The sequence below is a fragment of the Kocuria palustris genome (assembly GCF_016907795.1).
Classification (GTDB): domain Bacteria; phylum Actinomycetota; class Actinomycetes; order Actinomycetales; family Micrococcaceae; genus Kocuria; species Kocuria palustris.
Genome location: NZ_JAFBCR010000001.1, coordinates 1,260,800 through 1,278,732, shown reverse-complemented (window position 1 = coordinate 1,278,732; position 17,933 = coordinate 1,260,800). Strand labels below are relative to the sequence as shown.

At 71.6% G+C, this 17,933-nt stretch carries 13 protein-coding genes; 7 read left to right on the top strand and 6 right to left on the bottom strand.

Annotated elements, in window-relative coordinates; genetic code table 11:
• Positions 1 to 67: 67 nt before the first annotated feature.
• Complete coding sequence (purB, locus tag JOE55_RS05620; protein WP_204782262.1) at positions 68 to 1,510, bottom strand: adenylosuccinate lyase; 1,443 nt, start codon at positions 1,508 to 1,510, stop codon at positions 68 to 70.
• A gap of 132 nt (positions 1,511 to 1,642) precedes the next feature.
• Here purB and hisC point away from each other — a divergent pair, with 132 nt between their 5' ends.
• The 4 genes from hisC (at position 1,643) to JOE55_RS05600 (ending at position 6,858) form a co-directional block, all read left to right on the top strand.
• The gene (gene hisC, locus JOE55_RS05615; RefSeq protein WP_204782261.1) at positions 1,643 to 2,749 is read left to right on the top strand and encodes a histidinol-phosphate transaminase; all 1,107 of its coding nucleotides are present in this window, start codon (positions 1,643 to 1,645) and stop codon (positions 2,747 to 2,749) included.
• 111 nt (positions 2,750 to 2,860) lie between these two features.
• A complete protein-coding gene (locus JOE55_RS05610) occupies positions 2,861 to 4,225 on the top strand; it encodes a thiamine pyrophosphate-dependent enzyme (RefSeq protein ID WP_239546446.1) in 1,365 nt (454 codons plus the stop codon).
• Positions 4,222 to 5,235 (top strand): alpha-ketoacid dehydrogenase subunit beta, encoded by a 1,014-nt coding sequence (locus JOE55_RS05605; RefSeq protein ID WP_024289758.1) that lies wholly within the window; start codon positions 4,222 to 4,224, stop codon positions 5,233 to 5,235. Before JOE55_RS05610 ends, JOE55_RS05605 begins: the two co-directional genes overlap by 4 nt.
• A 54-nt stretch (positions 5,236 to 5,289) precedes the next feature.
• Positions 5,290 to 6,858, top strand: a complete 1,569-nt coding sequence (locus tag JOE55_RS05600; RefSeq protein ID WP_024289759.1) for a dihydrolipoamide acetyltransferase family protein — start codon at positions 5,290 to 5,292, stop codon at positions 6,856 to 6,858.
• A gap of 96 nt (positions 6,859 to 6,954) precedes the next feature.
• Here the strand turns inward: JOE55_RS05600 and JOE55_RS05595 are convergent, their stop codons facing one another.
• The 4 genes from JOE55_RS05595 to JOE55_RS05580 form a co-directional block, all read right to left on the bottom strand.
• Positions 6,955 to 7,554, bottom strand: a complete 600-nt coding sequence (locus tag JOE55_RS05595; RefSeq protein ID WP_053447929.1) for a DNA-3-methyladenine glycosylase I — start codon at positions 7,552 to 7,554, stop codon at positions 6,955 to 6,957.
• A 113-nt stretch (positions 7,555 to 7,667) separates the two neighbouring features.
• Complete coding sequence (locus JOE55_RS05590; RefSeq protein ID WP_204782260.1) at positions 7,668 to 8,789, bottom strand: hypothetical protein; 1,122 nt, start codon at positions 8,787 to 8,789, stop codon at positions 7,668 to 7,670.
• Positions 8,770 to 10,071 carry a sensor histidine kinase gene (locus JOE55_RS05585; protein WP_204782259.1) on the bottom strand — a complete coding sequence of 434 codons (1,302 nt, stop codon included), beginning with the start codon at positions 10,069 to 10,071 and terminating at the stop codon, positions 8,770 to 8,772. The genes JOE55_RS05590 and JOE55_RS05585 overlap by 20 nt, the downstream gene beginning before the upstream one ends.
• A gap of 40 nt (positions 10,072 to 10,111) precedes the next feature.
• Positions 10,112 to 10,828 carry a LuxR C-terminal-related transcriptional regulator gene (locus JOE55_RS05580; RefSeq protein WP_058870791.1) on the bottom strand — a complete coding sequence of 239 codons (717 nt, stop codon included), beginning with the start codon at positions 10,826 to 10,828 and terminating at the stop codon, positions 10,112 to 10,114.
• Between the two features lie 310 nt (positions 10,829 to 11,138).
• On the opposite strand from JOE55_RS05580, the gene JOE55_RS05575 reads away from it, so the two are divergent.
• Genes JOE55_RS05575 through JOE55_RS05565 form a run of 3 tightly spaced genes read left to right on the top strand, consistent with a single transcriptional unit; the run spans position 11,139 to position 14,920 of the window.
• The gene (locus JOE55_RS05575; protein WP_204782258.1) at positions 11,139 to 12,881 is read left to right on the top strand and encodes a long-chain-fatty-acid--CoA ligase; all 1,743 of its coding nucleotides are present in this window, start codon (positions 11,139 to 11,141) and stop codon (positions 12,879 to 12,881) included.
• Positions 12,882 to 12,890: 9 nt separating this feature from the next.
• The gene (locus JOE55_RS05570; RefSeq protein WP_204782257.1) at positions 12,891 to 13,820 is read left to right on the top strand and encodes a LysR family transcriptional regulator; all 930 of its coding nucleotides are present in this window, start codon (positions 12,891 to 12,893) and stop codon (positions 13,818 to 13,820) included.
• The gene (locus tag JOE55_RS05565) at positions 13,820 to 14,920 is read left to right on the top strand and encodes a mandelate racemase/muconate lactonizing enzyme family protein (protein WP_204782256.1); all 1,101 of its coding nucleotides are present in this window, start codon (positions 13,820 to 13,822) and stop codon (positions 14,918 to 14,920) included. Before JOE55_RS05570 ends, JOE55_RS05565 begins: the two co-directional genes overlap by 1 nt.
• A gap of 51 nt (positions 14,921 to 14,971) precedes the next feature.
• Here JOE55_RS05565 and JOE55_RS05560 read toward each other — a convergent pair whose 3' ends face one another.
• Positions 14,972 to 17,845 carry a helix-turn-helix transcriptional regulator gene (locus JOE55_RS05560; protein WP_204782255.1) on the bottom strand — a complete coding sequence of 958 codons (2,874 nt, stop codon included), beginning with the start codon at positions 17,843 to 17,845 and terminating at the stop codon, positions 14,972 to 14,974.
• Between the last annotated feature and the right edge of the window lie 88 nt (positions 17,846 to 17,933).

The following is a 17,933-nucleotide window of genomic DNA, read 5'->3' as shown; positions in this document are numbered from 1 at the left end:
GGTGCTGCTGGACCAGCAGCACCGCCCGGCGTCGTCTGCGCGGGAGCCTCGGACGGGACGGGGCCCCTCAGCGCTCGAGATGCTCCACGAGCCTGGGGGCGATCCCGATGTAGGTCTGCGGCGTGAGCTGGGACAGGCGCTGCTCTGCGGCATCGGGCAGCCCGAGCGCGGCCACGAACTCCTGCAGGCGCTGCTGATCCACGCGGTGGCCGCGGGTCAGGTCCTTGAGGCGCTCGTAGGGGTTCTCCATGCCGGGGGTCCCGGCGATCGCCTCGGCGCGCATGACGGTCTGGATCGCCTCTCCCAGGACCTCCCAGTTCTCGTCGAGGTCGGCGGCCAGGACGTCGTGGGCCACATCCAGGCGCTGCAGGCCCTTGGCGACGTTCGAGATCGCCAGCAGCGAGTGCCCGAAGGCGGTGCCGATGTTGCGCTGGGACGACGAGTCCGTGAGGTCGCGCTGCCAGCGCGAGGTCACGAGCGTGGCTCCCAGCGTGTCCAGCAGCGAGCACGAGATCTCCAGGTTGGCCTCGGCGTTCTCGAAGCGGATCGGATTGACCTTGTGCGGCATGGTCGAGGACCCGGTGGCGCCCTCGACGGGGACCTGGCGGAAGACGCCGATCGAGATGTAGGACCAGATGTCCGTGCAGAGGTTGTGCAGGATGCGGTTGAACCGGGCGACGTCCGCGTAGAGCTCGGCCTGCCAGTCGTGCGACTCGATCTGCGTGGTCAGGGGGTTCCAGCTCAGCCCCAGCCCCTCGACGAAGGTGCGCGAGACCTCCTGCCAGTCGGCCTCCGGTACGGCGGTCGTGTGGGCGGCGTAGGTTCCGGTGGCCCCGTTGATCTTGCCCAGGAACTGCGTGGATCCGACCCGGGCGAGCTGGCGCCCCAGGCGGTGGGCGAAGACCGCGAGCTCCTTGCCCAGCGTGGTGGGCGTGGCCGGCTGTCCGTGGGTGCGCGAGAGCATGGGCGCCTCCGCGCTGTCGGCGGCCAGCTGCGAGATCTGCTCCACGAGCTCGCGGGCAGCCGGGGCCCAGACCAGCTCGACGGCATCGCGCACGCCCACGGCGTAGGCGAGGTTGTTGATGTCCTCGGAGGTGCAGGCGAAGTGCACCAGCGGGATCAGGTGCTCGAGGCCCAGCGCGGGCAGCCGGCGCCCGATGTAGTACTCGACGGCCTTGACGTCGTGAACGGTCACGGCCTCGATCTCGGCCAGCTCGGCGATGCCCTCGGCGCCGAAGTCCTCGACGATGCGGCGCAGCCCGTCGATCTGCTCCTGGCCCAGCGGCTCGATCCCGGGCAGCACGCGTCCGGCGCACAGGTGGATGAACCACTCGATCTCCACATGGAGCCGGTTGCGGTTCAGCGCCGCCTCCGAGAGGTGATCGATCAGCGGTGCGACGGCCGGGCGGTAGCGCCCGTCCAGCGCTCCGAGGGCCAGGGGCGGCTCGAGCCCGCCGAGCGGGATGCGGGCCGTGGGATCGTCGGTCGAGGGGGCGGAAGACTGAGACATGCGGACATTCTTCCATCCTCGGGCGGCGTCTCCGGGCGCGCGGCGGGCGCGCGCTGCTCGAGCCGGCGTTCCGTCCGGAACGGGGCTCCGAGGGTGGGCCTCATGCTGGGCCGCGCCGCTACAGTGAGGGTCATGTCCTCCGTCGCACCCCGCGCCGCCCTGTCCGCCCTGCCCGACTACGCTGCGGGCCGGCCCCCGCAGCCCGTCGAGGGCCTCGAGGCCTTCAAGCTGTCCTCCAACGAGAACCCCTGGGGCCCGGTGCCGGCAGCCCAGGAGGCCATCGCCCAGGCAGCACAGCGGATGCACCGCTATCCCGACCCGACCGCCGCGCCGCTGCGCGAGCGGATCGCCCAGCACCTGGGCGTGCCCGCCGATGACATCGTGACCGGTGCGGGCAGCCTGGGTGCGCTGACGCAGATCATCGCGGCCTTCGCGGGAACCTCCTCCGACGGCACGGGCGATGAGGTCATCTATCCCTGGCGCTCGTTCGAGGCCTACCCGATCGTCGTGGGGACCGCAGGCGCCGTGAGCGTGCAGGTCCCCAACCTGCCGGACGGCTCGCACGACCTCGAGGGCATGCTCGCGGCCATCACCGAGCGCACCCGCGTGATCCTGCTGTGCTCGCCGAACAATCCCACCGGCCCGTCGCTGCGCCAGGACGAGACGGAGCGCTTCCTGGCCCGGGTGCCCGAGGGCATCCTCGTGGTGCTGGACGAGGCCTACCTCGAGTTCCAGGGCGACCCGGAGCTCGTCGAAGGCGTGCGCACCTACCGCGCCCACCCGAACGTGGTCGCGCTGCGGACCTTCTCCAAGGCCCACGGCCTGGCCGGTCTGCGCGTGGGGTACTCGCTCTCGCAGCCGGAGGTCACAGCCTCGCTGCGCAAGGTCGCGACCACGTTCGCGGTGACCGAGATGGCCCAGACCGCGGCGATCGCCTCGCTCGATCACCTGGAGCAGGTCCAGGAGCGGGTCCAGCGCATCGTCGACGAGCGCGAGCGCGTCCTGGCCCGGCTGGCGGAACTGGGCTGGGACGTCCCGCAGACGCGCGCGAACTTCGTGTGGCTGCCGCTGGGCGAGGACGCCCGCCGCTTCGCCGAGGCCTGCGCGCAGCAGGCTCTGTCGGTGCGGGCGTTCGACGGCGACGGAGTGCGGGTCAGCATCGATGTGCCCCAGGCCAACGACAGGTTTTTGGAGATCTGCTCCAACTTCCAGACGCCCGCGCGTCACGTAGTCTCATGAGACAGCTTCGTCTCCGGGCTCTGCGCGCAGCAGACGGAGACGCAGGCATGAGCTGCCGGGCCGGACGGCCCGGGGCCGTGCCACCGCGTGAACCACACCTGGAGGTGTCCCATGGCGCAGGCCGACGAGGTCCCGGAGCGGGGACCCGATCAGGAGCAGCCCAGCGCTGAGCGGTCGTCCGCGCAGACGGCGCAGGCCGCGCCGGCCGTCGAGGTCGCCGCCGACGTGGCCCCGGACGGATCGCCGGAAGCGCTCGTCGCGGATCCCCATGACGCCCGTGCGAGCGCCGGCATCGGAGCGCACCCCGCGGCCGTGGCCGCGACCATGCCCGTGGTCCGCCTGCTCGACGAGAACGGCGCCCGCCAGCACGACGAGCGCTTCTCGCGCTGGGTCGAGGACGTCGATGCCGAGGCGCTGCAGCGGATGCACCGCTCGATGGTGCGGGCGCGCCGCCTGGACGAGATGTCCACCGCGCTGCAGCGCCAGGGCGAGATGGCCCTGTGGCCCCCGCTGCGCGGCCAGGAGGCCGCCCAGGTCGGCTCGGCGCTGGCCCAGGGCGAGCACGACTACGTCTTCCCCTCCTACCGCGAGCATGCCGTGGTCCTGGAGCGCGGGGTCCCGGCCGAGCGGGTCCTGGTGCAGTTCCGGGGCCACGCGGCCTCCGGCTGGAAGCCGTCCGAGACCCGGACCCATGTCTACTCGCTGGTACTGGCCTCCCAGGTCCCGCACGCGGTGGGCTACGCCATGGGCATGGTCCAGGACCGCCGGCTTGCCGAGGAGGCGGGGGAGCCCGCGCCGGAGCCCGGTGCTGTCACCGTCTACTTCGGCGACGGCGCCTCGACCGAGGGCGAGATCCACGAGTCCATGGTCTTCGCCGCCTCCTACGACGCCCCCGTGGTGTTCTTCGTGCAGAACAACCAGTGGGCGATCTCGGTGCCGTTCTCCACGCAGTCCCGCGTGCCCCTGGCGGCCCGGGCGGCCGGCTACGGCTTCGAGGGCGTGCGGGTCGACGGCAACGACCCTCTGGCCGTCCTGGCGGTGACCCGGTGGGCGACCGCCGAGGCCCGCGAGGGGCGCGGCCCCGTGCTGATCGAGGCGGAGACCTTCCGACTGGGCGCGCACACCACCGCGGACGACCCCACCAAGTACCGCCTCTCCGCAGAGGAGGCGCAGTGGGCGCAGAAGGAGCCCCTGCTGCGCATGCGCGCCCTGCTCGAGACGGAGCTCGGAGTGCAGGAGCAGTGGTTCCAGGACCTGGAGGAGGAGACCGACCAGTGGCTGACGGAGGTCCGCTCCGAGCTGCTGCGCTCCGATCCGGGTGAGCTGGACCAGCGCTTCGACGTCGTCTACGCGCAGTCGCACCCGCTCGTGGAGGAGGAGCGGGCCTGGCATCGCGACTACGCCGATTCCTTCCTGGACGGCGAGGGCGGACCGGGCGCAGACGCAGGGCAGAGCCAGGAGGGGCAGAGGCCATGAGCGAGCAGCAGACGCGCACGGGCGGACCCACGACCGTCCGGGCCACTCTGGCCAAGGCCCTGACCATGGGCATGCGCCGGGCCATGGGGGAGGACCCCCGGGTCCTGCTCATGGGCGAGGACATCGGCTCCCTGGGCGGGGTGTACCGCGTGACCGAGGGGCTCAAGGGGGAGTTCGGCGCGCACCGGGTGCTGGACACCCCTCTGGGCGAGGCCGGGATCGTGGGCACCGCCACCGGGATGGCCATGCGCGGGTACCGCCCGGTGTGCGAGATCCAGTTCGACGGCTTCACCTTCCCCGCCTACAACCAGATCACGACCCAGCTGGCCAAGATGCATGCCCGCACCGACGGCGACGTCACCGTCCCGGTGACCATCCGCATCCCCTACGGCGGGCTCGTGGGCTCGATCGAGCACCACTCCGAGTCGCCCGAGGCCCAGTTCTCGCACACTGCCGGGCTGCGCATCGTCTCGCCGTCCTCGCCGCAGGACGCCTACTGGATGATCCAGCAGTCGATCGCCTGCCCCGATCCCGTGATCTTCTTCGAGCCCAAGCGCCGCTACTGGCTCAAGGGGGAGGTCGACCTCGAGAACCCGAGCACCGCCGATCCCTTCAGCGCCCAGGTGCTGCGCGAGGGCTCGGAGCTCAGCCTCGTGGCGTGGGGTCCGCTGGTGCCCGTGGCCATGGCCGCCGCAGAGGCCGCCGCGCAGGAGGGCCGCTCGGTCGAGGTGATCGACCTGCGCTCGCTGTCGCCGATCGACTTCGCGACCCTCGAGGCCTCGGCGCAGCGCACGGGGCGCATGGTCGTGGCCCACGAGGCCCCGGTCTTCTCCGGGCTGGGGGCCGAGATCGCCGCGCGCATCACGGAGCGCAGCTTCTACAGCCTTGAAGCCCCCGTGATCCGCGTGGGTGGCTACCACATGCCCTACCCGCCCGCCGGGGTCGAGGCGGACTACGTCCCGGACCTGGACCGCGTCCTGGACGGCATGGACCGGGCCTTCGCCTACTAGGACCCGCTCACCGCACGCACGCGCCCCGCACCGTCGCTTCCGAAGGATTCCCGCATGGCACAGATCTTCCGCCTCCCCGATGTCGGCGAGGGGCTCACCGAAGCCGAGATCGTCACCTGGAAGGTGCGCGTCGGCGACCAGGTCTCCGTCGATCAGCCCCTCGTGGAGATCGAGACCGCCAAGTCGCTCGTCGAGCTGCCCTCGCCCTGGGAGGGGGCCGTCCTCGAGCTGCTCGCCCAGGAGGGCGAGACCCTGGAGGTCGGCGCAGGGCTGGTCTCGATCGGCGACTCCGCCGAGGCCCCGGGCTCGCGCCCGGATCCGGGCTACTCTGCCACCAGCGCGGGCGGCGATGCCGCCGCCGATTCGAGCGATCCGGAAGCACCGGCGCAGTCCTCCAGCGCGGAGGAGGAGCCGCAGCAGAAGCCGCTCGTGGGGTCGGGTCCCAAGGCGGATCCGGTCGTGCGCAGGCAGCGCTCGCGCCGCCCCGCCCGCCCGGAGCCGACCCGTCCGGAAGCCCCTGCTGAGCAGGCCGAGCCCTCGCGCGGCCGCAGCACGGCCGAGCCCGCCGGCGGGAGGGCCTCGCTGGGCGACGGCATCGCCGACCTGCTCTCGCGAGCGGGCCTGGGGCAGGGGCCCGGCTCGCGCGGCGACCGGCTGGCCCGCCTGGCCGGGGGCGGCTCCCGAGAGGAGGCCGCGGCCCCGGGAAGCGGCGCGGCCGCAGCGCAGCCGGCGCGGGCCTCCCAGCCGGCCCTGGCCAAGCCTCCCGTCCGCAAGGCCGCCAAGGAGATGGGCATCGACCTGCGGGAGGTCTCCGGAACGGGCGAGGCCGGACAGGTCACCAAGCGAGACCTGCTGGCTTACGCCGCCCATCTGCGCGAGGTCCCGGACGGCCCCGACGGCTTCTGGGTCTCTTCGGACGCCCCCGGGGCAGGGGACCGGACGCAGCGGATCCCGGTCAAGGGCGTGCGCAAGCTGACCGCCCAGAACATGGTCAAGTCCGCGTTCTCGGCCCCGCACGTGTCGATCTTCGTGGATGTCGACGCCACGCGGACCATGGAGTTCGTGAAGCGGCTGAAGACCTCCGATCACTTCGAGGGAGTGAAGGTCACCCCGCTGCTCCTGCTGGCCCGGGCCGTCATCTGGGCCGCAGCGCGCAACCCCCAGGTCAACGCGACCTGGACCGACCGCGAGATCGTGATCAAGCGCTACATGAACCTGGGCATCGCCGCGGCGACCCCGCGCGGGCTCATGGTCCCGAACATCAAGGACGCCCAGGACATGAGCCTGCGCGAGCTGGCGATCGCCCTCAACGAGCTGACGGCCACGGCTCGTGCCGGGCGCACCCAGCCCGGCGACATGCAGAACGGCACCCTGTCGATCACGAACATCGGCTCCCTGGGGATCGACATCGGCACTCCGATCATCAACCCCGGTGAGGTCGCGATCGTGGCCTTCGGAACCATCAAGCAGAAGCCGTGGGTCGTGGACGGGGAGATCATCCCGCGGTGGATCACCACGCTCGGCGGATCGTTCGACCACCGTGTGGTCGACGGCGACCTCTCCGCGCGCTTCATGGCGGACGTGGCCCGCATCCTCGAGGAGCCCGCGCTGCTGCTCGACTGAACCCGCTCACGGCCTGACGAGCACCCCTGCGGAAGGCCCCGGCCGGCGCGCGTCGCTGCCGGGGCCGAGGCATGCGCACAGGAGCTCGCGGCCCCTTCAGCAGCGGAAGCAGCCGTCGAGGTGGCCGGGGGTCATCCCGGTGCGGGCCAGCAGCCGGGCGATCGTGCCGGGGCCGGCGTGCACGAGCCCGTGCTCGCGCAGGCGACCTGCGACCGCCTGGACGTGATCCGTCCCCTCGGCCGGCTCCAGTTCCCGCTGCCAGTCCTCGCCGGACCAGCTGCGAACGGCGCGGGCGGCGACCACCACAGCGGTGAGCTTGGCGCGATTGCGGATCAGCCGACGGTCCAGCAGCAGCTCGTCCACGGCGTCGTCATCGAGACCGGCCACGATCCGCGGGTCGAAGCAGCTGAAGACCTCCTCGAGCGCGGGCAGCCGCGACACCGAGGCGCCCGGGGCCAGCCCGGCCTGCAGGATCTCGAGGCTCAGCGCCCGGAACCACTCGGAGCGCAGCTGCGGGCGGATGCCCCACGAGGTGTCGTGATCGTCCAGGACATCCGGGGTGGACAGCGCCCACGGGCAGCGCAGCCGACCGTCGGCGCACAGCACGGGGCTCAGCAGGACGGACGGGTCGGCGCGCGGACGGTCGGTGCAGGACGGCGCATCTGAGGAGCAGTGGGCGGCTTCGGCGGTGTGCATGGCGGCACGCTACGGCGATGCTCGCAGCAGCATCGGGGCCCGAGGGCCGGACTGTGCAGCTGCGGCCCCCATCTCCGCTGATCCGGGTGCTGTGGAGCCTGGTGCCCAAGGGCTCAGAACTCGGAGATCTCACCGGTTCCCTGGGCGATCTCCAGGGCGATCGCGTCCTCGTCGTCGTCGCCCGGGTCGTGCACGATCAGCACGGCGGTCTGGTCATCCGCGGGGAACGCGCGGATCGTCACCGAGCCCGCCTGCGCGGCGTCCAGCACCGCGGCGGACTGCCGCCCCACGATCCGCAGCACGCGCTCGGGCAGGACGGAGCCGCGCTCGTCGAGGATGTCCACGGAGACGCCGCGCTCGCGGGCTCGGCGGGCCGCCTCGTGCAGCTCCGGGGTCGAGATCGACCGACCGCGGATGGAATCGCGCAGGTGGGCCTCGAGGACCCGGAAGCGGCGGATCTCCTCGTCGTCCACGGGGCTCGAGTCGTAGGCGATCCGCTCGAGCGCGGGGCCGACGACACGTCGGACCTCGTGCATGCGCCGGATCGAGGCGTTGACGGTGTCCTGCTCGGCGTCGTCATCGGTCCGCGCCGATGCCCCCAGCGCCCGGGCCTCGCGGCGGCGATCCAGGAGCCGCTCGATCTCCGTGATGATCAGGATGGCGATGACCAGGGTGCCTGCGACCGTGGCCATGGGCGCCATGCCCATGAGCATGCCGTGCTCGGAGCGAGCGCCGAAGGTCGCACCGAGGGTGGTCGCGATGAACACCGTCCCCCAGGCCCACGCCGTGTGCTGGCGAACGGCCAGGGCGACCGGGAACAGGTGCAGCCCCTGGTACCCCCAGTGCTGCGACAACAGCGGCAGCCGCTCGGGGTCGGCGTCGTGGGTCAGCGCCAGGCACGAGATCATGGCCACTACGGCGGTGATGACGGGAAGCTCGTCGAGCCGGCGCCGCCCTGGGGCGATCACGAGCAGGACCGCGATCATGTACGGCACGCCGGAGATCAGCTGCAGCTGCGGATGCTGGAGCACCTGCAGCTGCGGCAGCCCCGCGATCAGCGACGGGATCAGGAAGGCCAGCAGCGAGCCGAAGAACAGCACGGAGCTCTGAGCCCGGCCCTCCGCCGTGAGCCGTGCGACCCACTGGCCCACGAGGTCCAGCAGGCGGCTGCGCAGCCCGACGTCGACGTCTGCGCGGTACCTGGCGCTGCGGCGCCTAGTCCGACGGATGGGCATCGCTGGGCCACAGGATCTGGATGCGCGTCCCGCGGTGCGGGGCAGAGGCGACGTCGACCCGGCCCCCCGCGTTCTCGACATTGCCGATGATCGAGACTCGCACGCCGAGGCGCCGGGAGTCCATGGAGCGCATCTGGAACCCCTTGCCGCGGTCGAGGACCTCGAAGGAGAGGTAGAAGCCGAAGGGGTTCAGCGCCGTGGGAGGGCAGGTCCCTCCGTCCATGGTCACGAAGGTGGTGGCCACGCCGGAGTGCCGTGCGCTGTTAGAGACCGCCTCGGTCACCGCGTGGATCAGGGCCTGGGCCGTGTCCGAGGGCAGGAAGGCGCGGGTGTGGCCCATGGGCCTGATGTCGGGGACGAGGACGTTGAAGCGCACGCGCGAGCGCCACGGGGTGAGGGCGTCGAGGAGGTCGTCCATCAGCGTGTGCACGTAGGTCGTGGCGGTTCCAGTGGCCCGCTTCTCCTCGAACTCCAGGACGCTCAGGGCACGCATGGCCAGCTCTCGAGTGCGCTTGGAGACGGCGCCCGGGGCCCGTGAGGCGTCCAGCAGCGCCGCCATGACGTTGTCGTGGATCAGCCGGTCCAGGCGCTCCTGCTCATCCGATTGCGTGCGCGAGCGGCGCAGCGCGGTGGCATGGGCGATCGCCGTGCTGTAGTCGGTGTCGGCGTGATCGGCGGCGCGCAGGGTCAGCGAGACCGCGATCGCGAGCAGGATCGCATAGAGGCAGTCGACCCCGGTCTGGATGATCTCCGACTGCAGCGGATAGCCCAGCGGCATCTGCAGGACGTAGATCCCCAGGCACAGCACCGCCCATCCGATCACGGCCAGCGAGGCGATCGCTCCCCAGGTCATCGCGGTGAGCCCCGCCGCGAGGACGAGCAGGAACGACAGCCACGGGGGAGAGATCTCGGAGGCCGGTGCCCAGATCGGGGCCAGCGAGGTGTAGCAGAGCATGATCAGGACGACGGCGGCCGTGGAGGGCCAGGTGACCACACGGCGCCGTGCGCCGAAGTAGAACAGCATGCCCGCGCAGACCTGCAGCCCGGCGAAGAACAGGGTGCTCAGCAGCGCGGGCGCCCCGGTGAGCGTGCTCACCGAGGGCAGCGCGGCCAGGCCGCTGGCGAACATCGCGGCCGCTGCGCACAGCTGCGCCGACCACTGCAGACGGTAGACGTTCGGACCCATGGTGCCGGCCGAGGCCGGCGAGGGCAGCCGCGAGCGCAGGGCCCTGCCGTGATAGCGCTTGAAGTCCTGGGAGGACGGCTCGGCGGCGTGGATCATGGGTGCGCGTCGTCCCCGGTCAGCAGGACGAGCGGGCTGCTCAGCGGCGGATCTCGACGTTGTTCACATCGGCCTCGGGCTCCACCAGTCCGTCCTCGATCGCGCGGATGCGCAGATCGATCTTGGTGGGGGCAGGGCGGCCGATGCGCGCGTACTTCTCGCGGATCCGGTCGATGTTGGTCTTCACGGCGGACTGCTTGATGCCCATGCGGCGGGCCACCTGCACCTGGGCGAAGCCCGAGGCGTACAGGCGCAGCGTCTCCTGCTCGCGCGGCGAGAGGTTGGCGCGGGCGAACTCGATGTCGCCGTCGATCGCGGCCGCCAGCTCCTTGGTGATCACCGGCTTGCCGTCGGCGATGTTGCGGGCCTCCTCGATCGCGTGCTCGAGCGGCTCGGACTTGCGCACCAGCCCGAGGGCGCCGGCGCGCAGGGCCTCGCGGATCAGGGCGGCGTTCTCCCCGATGGAGAAGATCAGCACCTTCATGCCGGCCTCGCGCAGGCGCTCGACGTTCTCCGAGGGGCGCGAGCGGTCCGTGAGCGAGAGGTCCAGCAGCACGACGTCGCACTCGATGCGCTTGGCGCCCGGGGCGGTCAGGGCGGCGTTCTCCGGGTCGCGGCCCAGCTGATCGATCAGGCCGGGCACGGTCGAGGCCGAGCCCACCAGCTTGACGTCCGCCTGGGAGGTCATGGAGACGAGACGGATGCCCTCGCGGACGACCTCGTGGTCATCGACGACGGCGACGAGCGTGGACGGCATGTGACACCTCTGGGAGGTCGGCGGAATCGGACGGCCTGAGGGTCCGTCCGGGTGACGGACTGATGACCTCTCAGGCAGGTGTGGCCCCCGAGACGGAGCGCGCGTCTGCCCCGAACAGGCGCGGTCTCCGGCGTATGGACTTGTGTCAGTGTAGTCCAGCGCGGGGCCGTCGAAGAGGATCCGTGCCCAATTGTCCATGAATATGACTTGAGAATCGCCGAGTCGGTCGCCCGCCCGTCCTGCGGAGGGCCCGGCTCGATCTCGGGACCGCAGCCGGTGCGCGCACAGCCCGGACGGTATCCTCGATCTCATGCCTGAGCAGACAGATGACCCGGCGGCCACCCCAGGATCCTCGCGGGAGCTCCTCGCGACCCGGCCGTGGACCGCCTCCTACGACGACGGCGTCGCCCATGACATCGACCTGCCCGAGACCTCGCTGATCCATATGCTCGAGCGCTCCGTGGCGGTCAACTCGCAGCGCGTGGCCCTCGAGTTCTTCGGAGCTCGCTGGAAGTACTCCCGCCTGGGCGCCGAGGTCGAGCGCGCCGCAGAGGGGCTGCGCCGGCTCGGAGTGGGCCGCGGCGACAGGGTGGCCCTCGTGCTGCCCAACTGCCCGCAGCACATCGTCGCCTTCTACGCCGTGATGCGACTGGGCGCGATCGCGGTGGAGCACAACCCGCTCTACACCGCCGCCGAGCTGCGCCACCAGTTCGAGGACCACGGCGCCAAGGTCGCGGTGGTCTGGGACAAGGCGGTCGAGACCGTCCGCAGTCTCCCCGGCGATGTGGCCGTGGAGAGCATCATCTCCGTCGACATCACCCGGTCCATGCCGCTGCCCATGCGCATAGCCCTTCGCCTGCCGGTGCGCCGCCTCAGGCAGCAGCGCGCGACGCTCACTACCCCGGCCTCCGGGGCCACGGACTGGAAGCAGCTGCTCTCCCACGGGCCCCTGGCTCACGACCACCCGCGCCCGGACGCGGAGGACCTCGCGATCATCCAGTACACCTCGGGGACCACGGGCCGGCCCAAGGGCGTGATGCTCAGCCATCGCAACCTCGAGTCCAACGCCGTGATGGGCCGCGAATGGCTGCACACCGGCTCCGACGAGGTCGTCTACGGGGCTCTGCCGCTGTTCCACGTCTTCGGCATGACCCTGGGCATGACCTTCGCCATGTCGCTGGGCGCCACCCTGGTGCTGTTCCCCACGCCGCGCGCGGATCTGATCGTGGGCGCCATGAAGCGCACTCCGGCCACGGTGCTGCCGGCCGTGCCCCCGATCTATCAGAAGGTCATGGAGCTGGCCGATGAGAAGGGCCGCTCGCTCGAGGGCATCACCGTGGGCGTCTCCGGGGCCATGGCGCTGCCGCATCATCTGGTCGAGGAGTGGGAGGCGCACACCGACGGCATGCTGATCGAGGGCTACGGGCTCACCGAGTGCTCGCCGCTGGTGGCCTGCAACCCGCTCAACGACTCCCGCCGCACCGGCTCGATCGGCATCCCGTTCCCGTCGACCGACATCCGCACCGTCGATCCCGAGACGCTCGAGGACACCCCGGTGGGAGAGGCCGGCGAGCTGTGGGTGCGCGGCCCGCAGGTCTTCCAGGGCTACTGGAAGCGCCCCGCGGAGACCGCCGAGGTCCTGCAGGACGGCTGGCTGCGCACCGGAGACATCGTCACCGTCGACGACGACGGCTTCCTGCGCGTGGTCGACCGGCTCAAGGAGCTGATCATCACCGGCGGCTTCAACGTGGCGCCGACCGAGGTCGAGCACGCGCTGACCACGGCCGAGGAGGTCGCGGATGCCGCCGTCGTGGGGCTGCGGGGCGAGGACGGCTCGGAGGTCGTGGTGGCCGCCGTGGTGACCTCCCCGGACCGCACGTTCGACGAAGCCCGGCTGCGCGAGCACTGCTATGGCAAGGTCACCCGCTACAAGGTGCCCCGACGGATCATCGAGCTCGACGAGCTGCCGCGCACCATGCTCGGCAAGATCCAGCGCCGCGAGGTCCGCCAGCAGCTCGAGCAGCTGGGCGTCGACCTGGCCCGTCGCAGCTAGGCCGCGTCCATGGAACTGCGCCAGCTCACCTACTTCATCGCCGTCGCGGAGGAGCGCCACTTCGGGCGTGCGGCCAAGCGGCTGCACATCGCCCAGCCGCCGCTGTCGCAGCAGATCCGCCAGTTCGAGGAGCAGCTGGGCGTCAAGCTCTTCGACCGCACCACCCGCCGCGTGGACCTCACCGCGGCCGGGGCGCTGATGCTCGAGCGCGGGCGCAGCATCCTCAACGACGTCGAGGCGCTGCAGGCGGACGTCTATCAGGTCGGCCAGGGGGCAACGGGCGTGCTGCACGTGGGCTTCTCCGGAGCCTCGACGTACAGCGTCATGCCCCGGATCGTGCGCGCGGCCGGCACGGCGTACCCCGGGCTGACCCTGGACCTGCACGGCGAGATGCTGACCCCGGCCATGGAGCGCGGGCTGCTCGAGCACACGCTCGACGCCGCGATCCTGCGCCCCCCGGTCTCCAGCCCGGAGATCGACTTCCGCATCATCAACCGCGAGCCGCTCGTGGTCGCGCTGCCCGCGCACAGCCCGCTGGCCTCGGACCGGCCGCTGTCGATGGTCGAGCTGACCGAGCAGCGCTTCGTGACCTACCCGCCGGAGTCCGTGATGTACCGGATGACCGCGGACCTGTGCCGCGAGGCCGGATTCCAGCACCGCGTCTCGCAGATGGCCCAGGAGACCTCCACGATCCTGTCCTTCGTGGCCGCAGGCGGCGGCGTGGCGCTGATGCCCGCCAGCGTGCGCAGCGTCCAGCTGCGCGGCGTGCGCTACCGCGAGCTCGAGGACTCCCCGCACGCGGAGCTGGCGGTCGCCTGGCGGCGCGAGGACCGCTCGGTGCTGCTGTCCAACTTCATCCAGCTGGTCACCGAGCTGGCCGATGAACCAGAATCCGAGGACCAGCCGGGTCGCGACCCCGTCGAAAGGCCGATGCCCTGATGCAGATCGCAAAGATCGAGGCGATCCCGTACACGATCCCGTACTCCACCCCTCTGCATTTCGCCTCCGGGGCCGTCCACGAGGCCAATCACGTGCTGGTGCGCATCGAGACCTCGGACGGGGTCGTCGGCTGGGCAGACACCCCGCCGCGGCCGTATACGTATGGGGAGACGCAGAAGTCGATCGTGGCCGTGATCGAGGACATCTTCGCCCCGCAGCTGAAGGGGCTCTCGGTCTTCGACCGGGAGAAGGCCCAGGCCGTCATGGCGCGGACGATCCACAATGAGACCGCCAAGGGCGCCGTGGACATCGCCCTGTGGGACTGCCTCGGCAAGATCCTGGGCCGATCCGTCACCGAGCTGCTCGGCGGATTCTCGGATCACATGCGCGTCTCGCACATGCTCGGCTTCAAGCCCGCGCAGGAGCTGCTCGATCTGGCCCTCGAGTTCCGCGAGACCTACGGCATCGACACGTTCAAGCTCAAGACCGGCCGCCGCCCGCTGTCGCTGGACGTGGAGGCCGCCCGCGTGCTGCGCGAGGGCCTGGGCGAGGACACCGAGATCTACATGGACTCGAACCGCGGCTGGAGCGCCAATGAGGCCGCAGAGGTCCTTCGCCGCACCGCGGATCTCGGGCTGAGCTTCCTGGAGGAGCCGGACGACGCCCGCGAGGTGCTGGGCCGTCGTCGGCTCGTGGAGAAGTCCGCGATCCCGATCGCCGCCGACGAGTCCGCGCCCAACATGGGCGAGGCCGCGCGCGAGATCCTCACCGGAGGAGCGAACCTGCTGTGCGTGAAGACCGCGCGCACCGGGTTCACCGAGTCCGCCAAGATCGTGGGCTTCGCCCAGGCGGCCGGCGTGGACGTCTACGTGGGCAACCAGATCGACACGCAGATCGGCTCGGTCGCCTCCGTCGTGTTCGGCGCGGCGTTCGAGCACACCCACCGCCGGGCGGGCGAGCTGTCCAACTACCTGGACATGGCCGATGACCTCATCGCCAGGCCGCTGACGATCGCCGACGGGAAGATCATGGTCCCCGACGTCCCGGGCGTGGGCACCGAGCCCGATCTGGAGAAGCTGGCCGCGCACCGCGACCGCTGAGCCGCTCGGCCCTGCGAGGGCCGCTGCGGCCCTCGCAGGGCTCCTGCGCCCTCACCCGTCGGTCGAGCCCACGCCCTCCCTGGCGTAGACGGCCGCCAGCTCGCTGCGCGAGCGCACCCCGAACTTGGCGTAGATGCGGGTCAGGTGGAACTGCACCGTCTTCTCCGCGATGAACAGCGCCTGGGCGACCTCCTTGTTGGTCGACCCCCCGGCCACGAACTGGGCGACGGCCTGCTCCTGGGCGGTCAGCTGCACGGCCTCGGAGCCGACGTGCAGGGCGTCGGGGCCCTGCCTGCGCAGATCGGAGAGCCCGTCCGAGCCGGTCTGCTCAGCGGCCGGCACGAGGGCGTTGGCCCCGGCGGCCTTCAGCTCCCGATCGCATCGGGACACGTAGGTCTGGGCGCCCAGGGAGGCGTAGAGCTCGCGGGCCGAGCGCAGCACGCGCGAGGCCAGCCGCCGCTTGCCGGCCCGCCGCATGCTCTGCCCGTAGGCGAAGCGCACCCGGGCCTCGAGATAGGGACGGCGCCTCGAGCGCAGCGCGTCCAGCGCCCGGTCGAAGAGCTCCTGGGAGGCTTCGACCTCTCCGCGCGCGGCCAGCAGCCGCCCCTCCGCCCATGCCATGCGGGCGGTCTCGGACGGGAACGGCGTGGGTGAGGCGACGGCCTTGAGCTCGTCCAGGAACTCCTGGGCCTCGTCCAGCTGATCCGACATGACCAGTGAGTTCACCAGGGTGTCCTGCCAGGACCAGAAGGGCTCGCGCCGGTCGGTGACCGGATCCGCCCTGCGTAGCGGACGCAGGGCCTCCAGCGCGGACTCGTAGTTGGCCCTGGCCTCGTGGTAGCGCGCTCGGGCCAGGGCTGCCGGGACCGTCATGCTGCGGTAGCCGTCGGTCGGCACGGTCGTCAGGGACAGGAAGTGCTCGGCTCGATCCCAGTCCCCGCGCATGGCATTGAGCTCGGCGGCGGTCCAGTACAGCAAGGGTCGCATCAGGCGCATGCCCGAGGACTCGAGGCGCACGGAGGCGTGGGCGATCGTGGCCGCCGCCGCATCCCAGTCGCCCAGGATCAGCTGGCAGCGCGCCAGCCAGGACTCGGCCCACAGGGAGATCCGCAGCGACCCGCCGCGGTACTCGGTGGGCACTGCTTCCTCGAAGCGCAGGCGGGCGGTCTCGACGTCGTCGGTGCGCAGGGCCAGCCAGGCGTAGCCCATGAGCAGTCGCTGCTCCTGGGCATTGCCCACGGTCGTGTCCAGATCATCGATGTACGGCCGCTCGGCCTCGTCCAGGCGCCGCGAGGCGAACAGTCCCAGGCCGTACATGGCCCGGGCCTCGACGCTGACGTGATGCGGCGCCTCGGCCAGCTCGGCGGTGCGCTCGCCCCAGGCGACGATGCCCTCGCCGTCCCAGTCGGCCAGGGCGTGCAGCGTGTGCCGCAGGGCGATGCGCGCTCCGGCGCTGGGATCCAGGTCCTCGCGCACCGTGCGCCAGGCCATGGCCAGCTGGGCCGCCGCCGTCGAGCGCCGTCCCGTGACGACCGCCAGGTAGCCCAGCACGGAAGCGCGCAGGGGAGACGGCGGCATGGACTCGACCACGCCGACCAGGCTCGAGGCCTTGGTGATGTCGCCGGCTCCGATCAGGGCGTCGACCCCGCGCAGCAGCCGCAGGTCGCCGTCGCGGCGGTCCAGCGAGAGCCGAGAGGCCGAGAGCATGGCTGAGGCGACCTCCGACCAGCAGCCGTCGGCCGCCTGGCGTTGGGCGTAGGCGACCAGCTGCAGGGCCAGCAGCTCCTGAGGACCGGGAGAGGCCGCGACCAGGTGGCCCAGCCGCGCGCCCTCATCGGCCACGAGCTCCGCGGCAGCCCGGTGCAGGGTGAAGCGGCGGGTGGGGGCGATCTGCTGGTAGACGGCAGCGGTCGCGCTGGGCTCCACGAAGTGCACCGCGGAGGGCTGCCGGTCCATGCTCAGGCGAAGCAGCCCGGCGGCGTGGCCCTCGTCGACGACGGGCAGGAAGTGGGACAGCCGCGCGAGAGCGGCCACCTGCTGCAGAGGCGCGTCCTGCCCCAGCACGGAGACGGCTTCGGCCATGCGCAGCAGCTCGGGAGAGGCTCGACGCAGCTGGGAGGCCACCCGGGCGCGCGTGCGCCGCGACGGAGGCAGCTTCGGCAGCCAGCCGTGCCATTGCTCCGAGGGGACCTCCCGGAGCAGCTCGATCACGGACTGCGGGTGGCCCTCGGTATGGCGCAGCAGCTCGTGGACCGTCGTCATGCTCAGCTCGGCGCCCACGATCTCGCGGCCCAGGGCGGCGACGGCCTCGGCCTCGAGCGGAGGCAGGTGCAGCACCTCGGTGGGATAGCCGGTCAGATGGTCGATGATCCCGGTCGGCAGCCCGTCGGCCTGGTCCAGGTCGACGGCGAAGAGGAAGAGCACCCGGCAGCTGTGCAGCCGCCGCGCGGCGAAGATCAGGATGCGCAGCGAGTCCTCGTCGAGCCACTGCAGGTCGTCGATCACGACGATCACCGGCCCGCGGTGCTGCTGGGCCTCCAGGTGGGTCTGCAGGGTCTGGGCGTAGTTCAGCGCCTGGTCGGGGGTGAGCCGCTCGACCACCTGCGAGGGCGGCTGCGGGCCGCCGTCGAACCCGGAGGGACTGCGCAGAGGGGCGCTGCCCATCAGCTGGGTGTAACCGGCCAACGGGAGCGCGGACTCCCAATCGCTGCCGCTGGCGGAGAGGACCGTGCGATTGCGGGACGCTGTCGGGGCGAGCAGCTCGCGCAGCAGCCTGGTCTTGCCGATGCCCACCGGCCCGGAAATCACTGCGGTGCGGGGATGACCGCGGCGCACCTCCTGGTAGAGCCGCAGGAGGTGCTCGAGCTGCGCATCGCGCCCGACGAGCGCGACATCGCCGGAGCTTCCGGTGGGTGCGTGGGGCATGGGCAGATCATAGCGATCGCGCCCGAGCGGTCCGGGGCTCGGGCCCGGGAAGGCTCGACGACGCGGGATCTGCCCGAGAAGGAGGGGC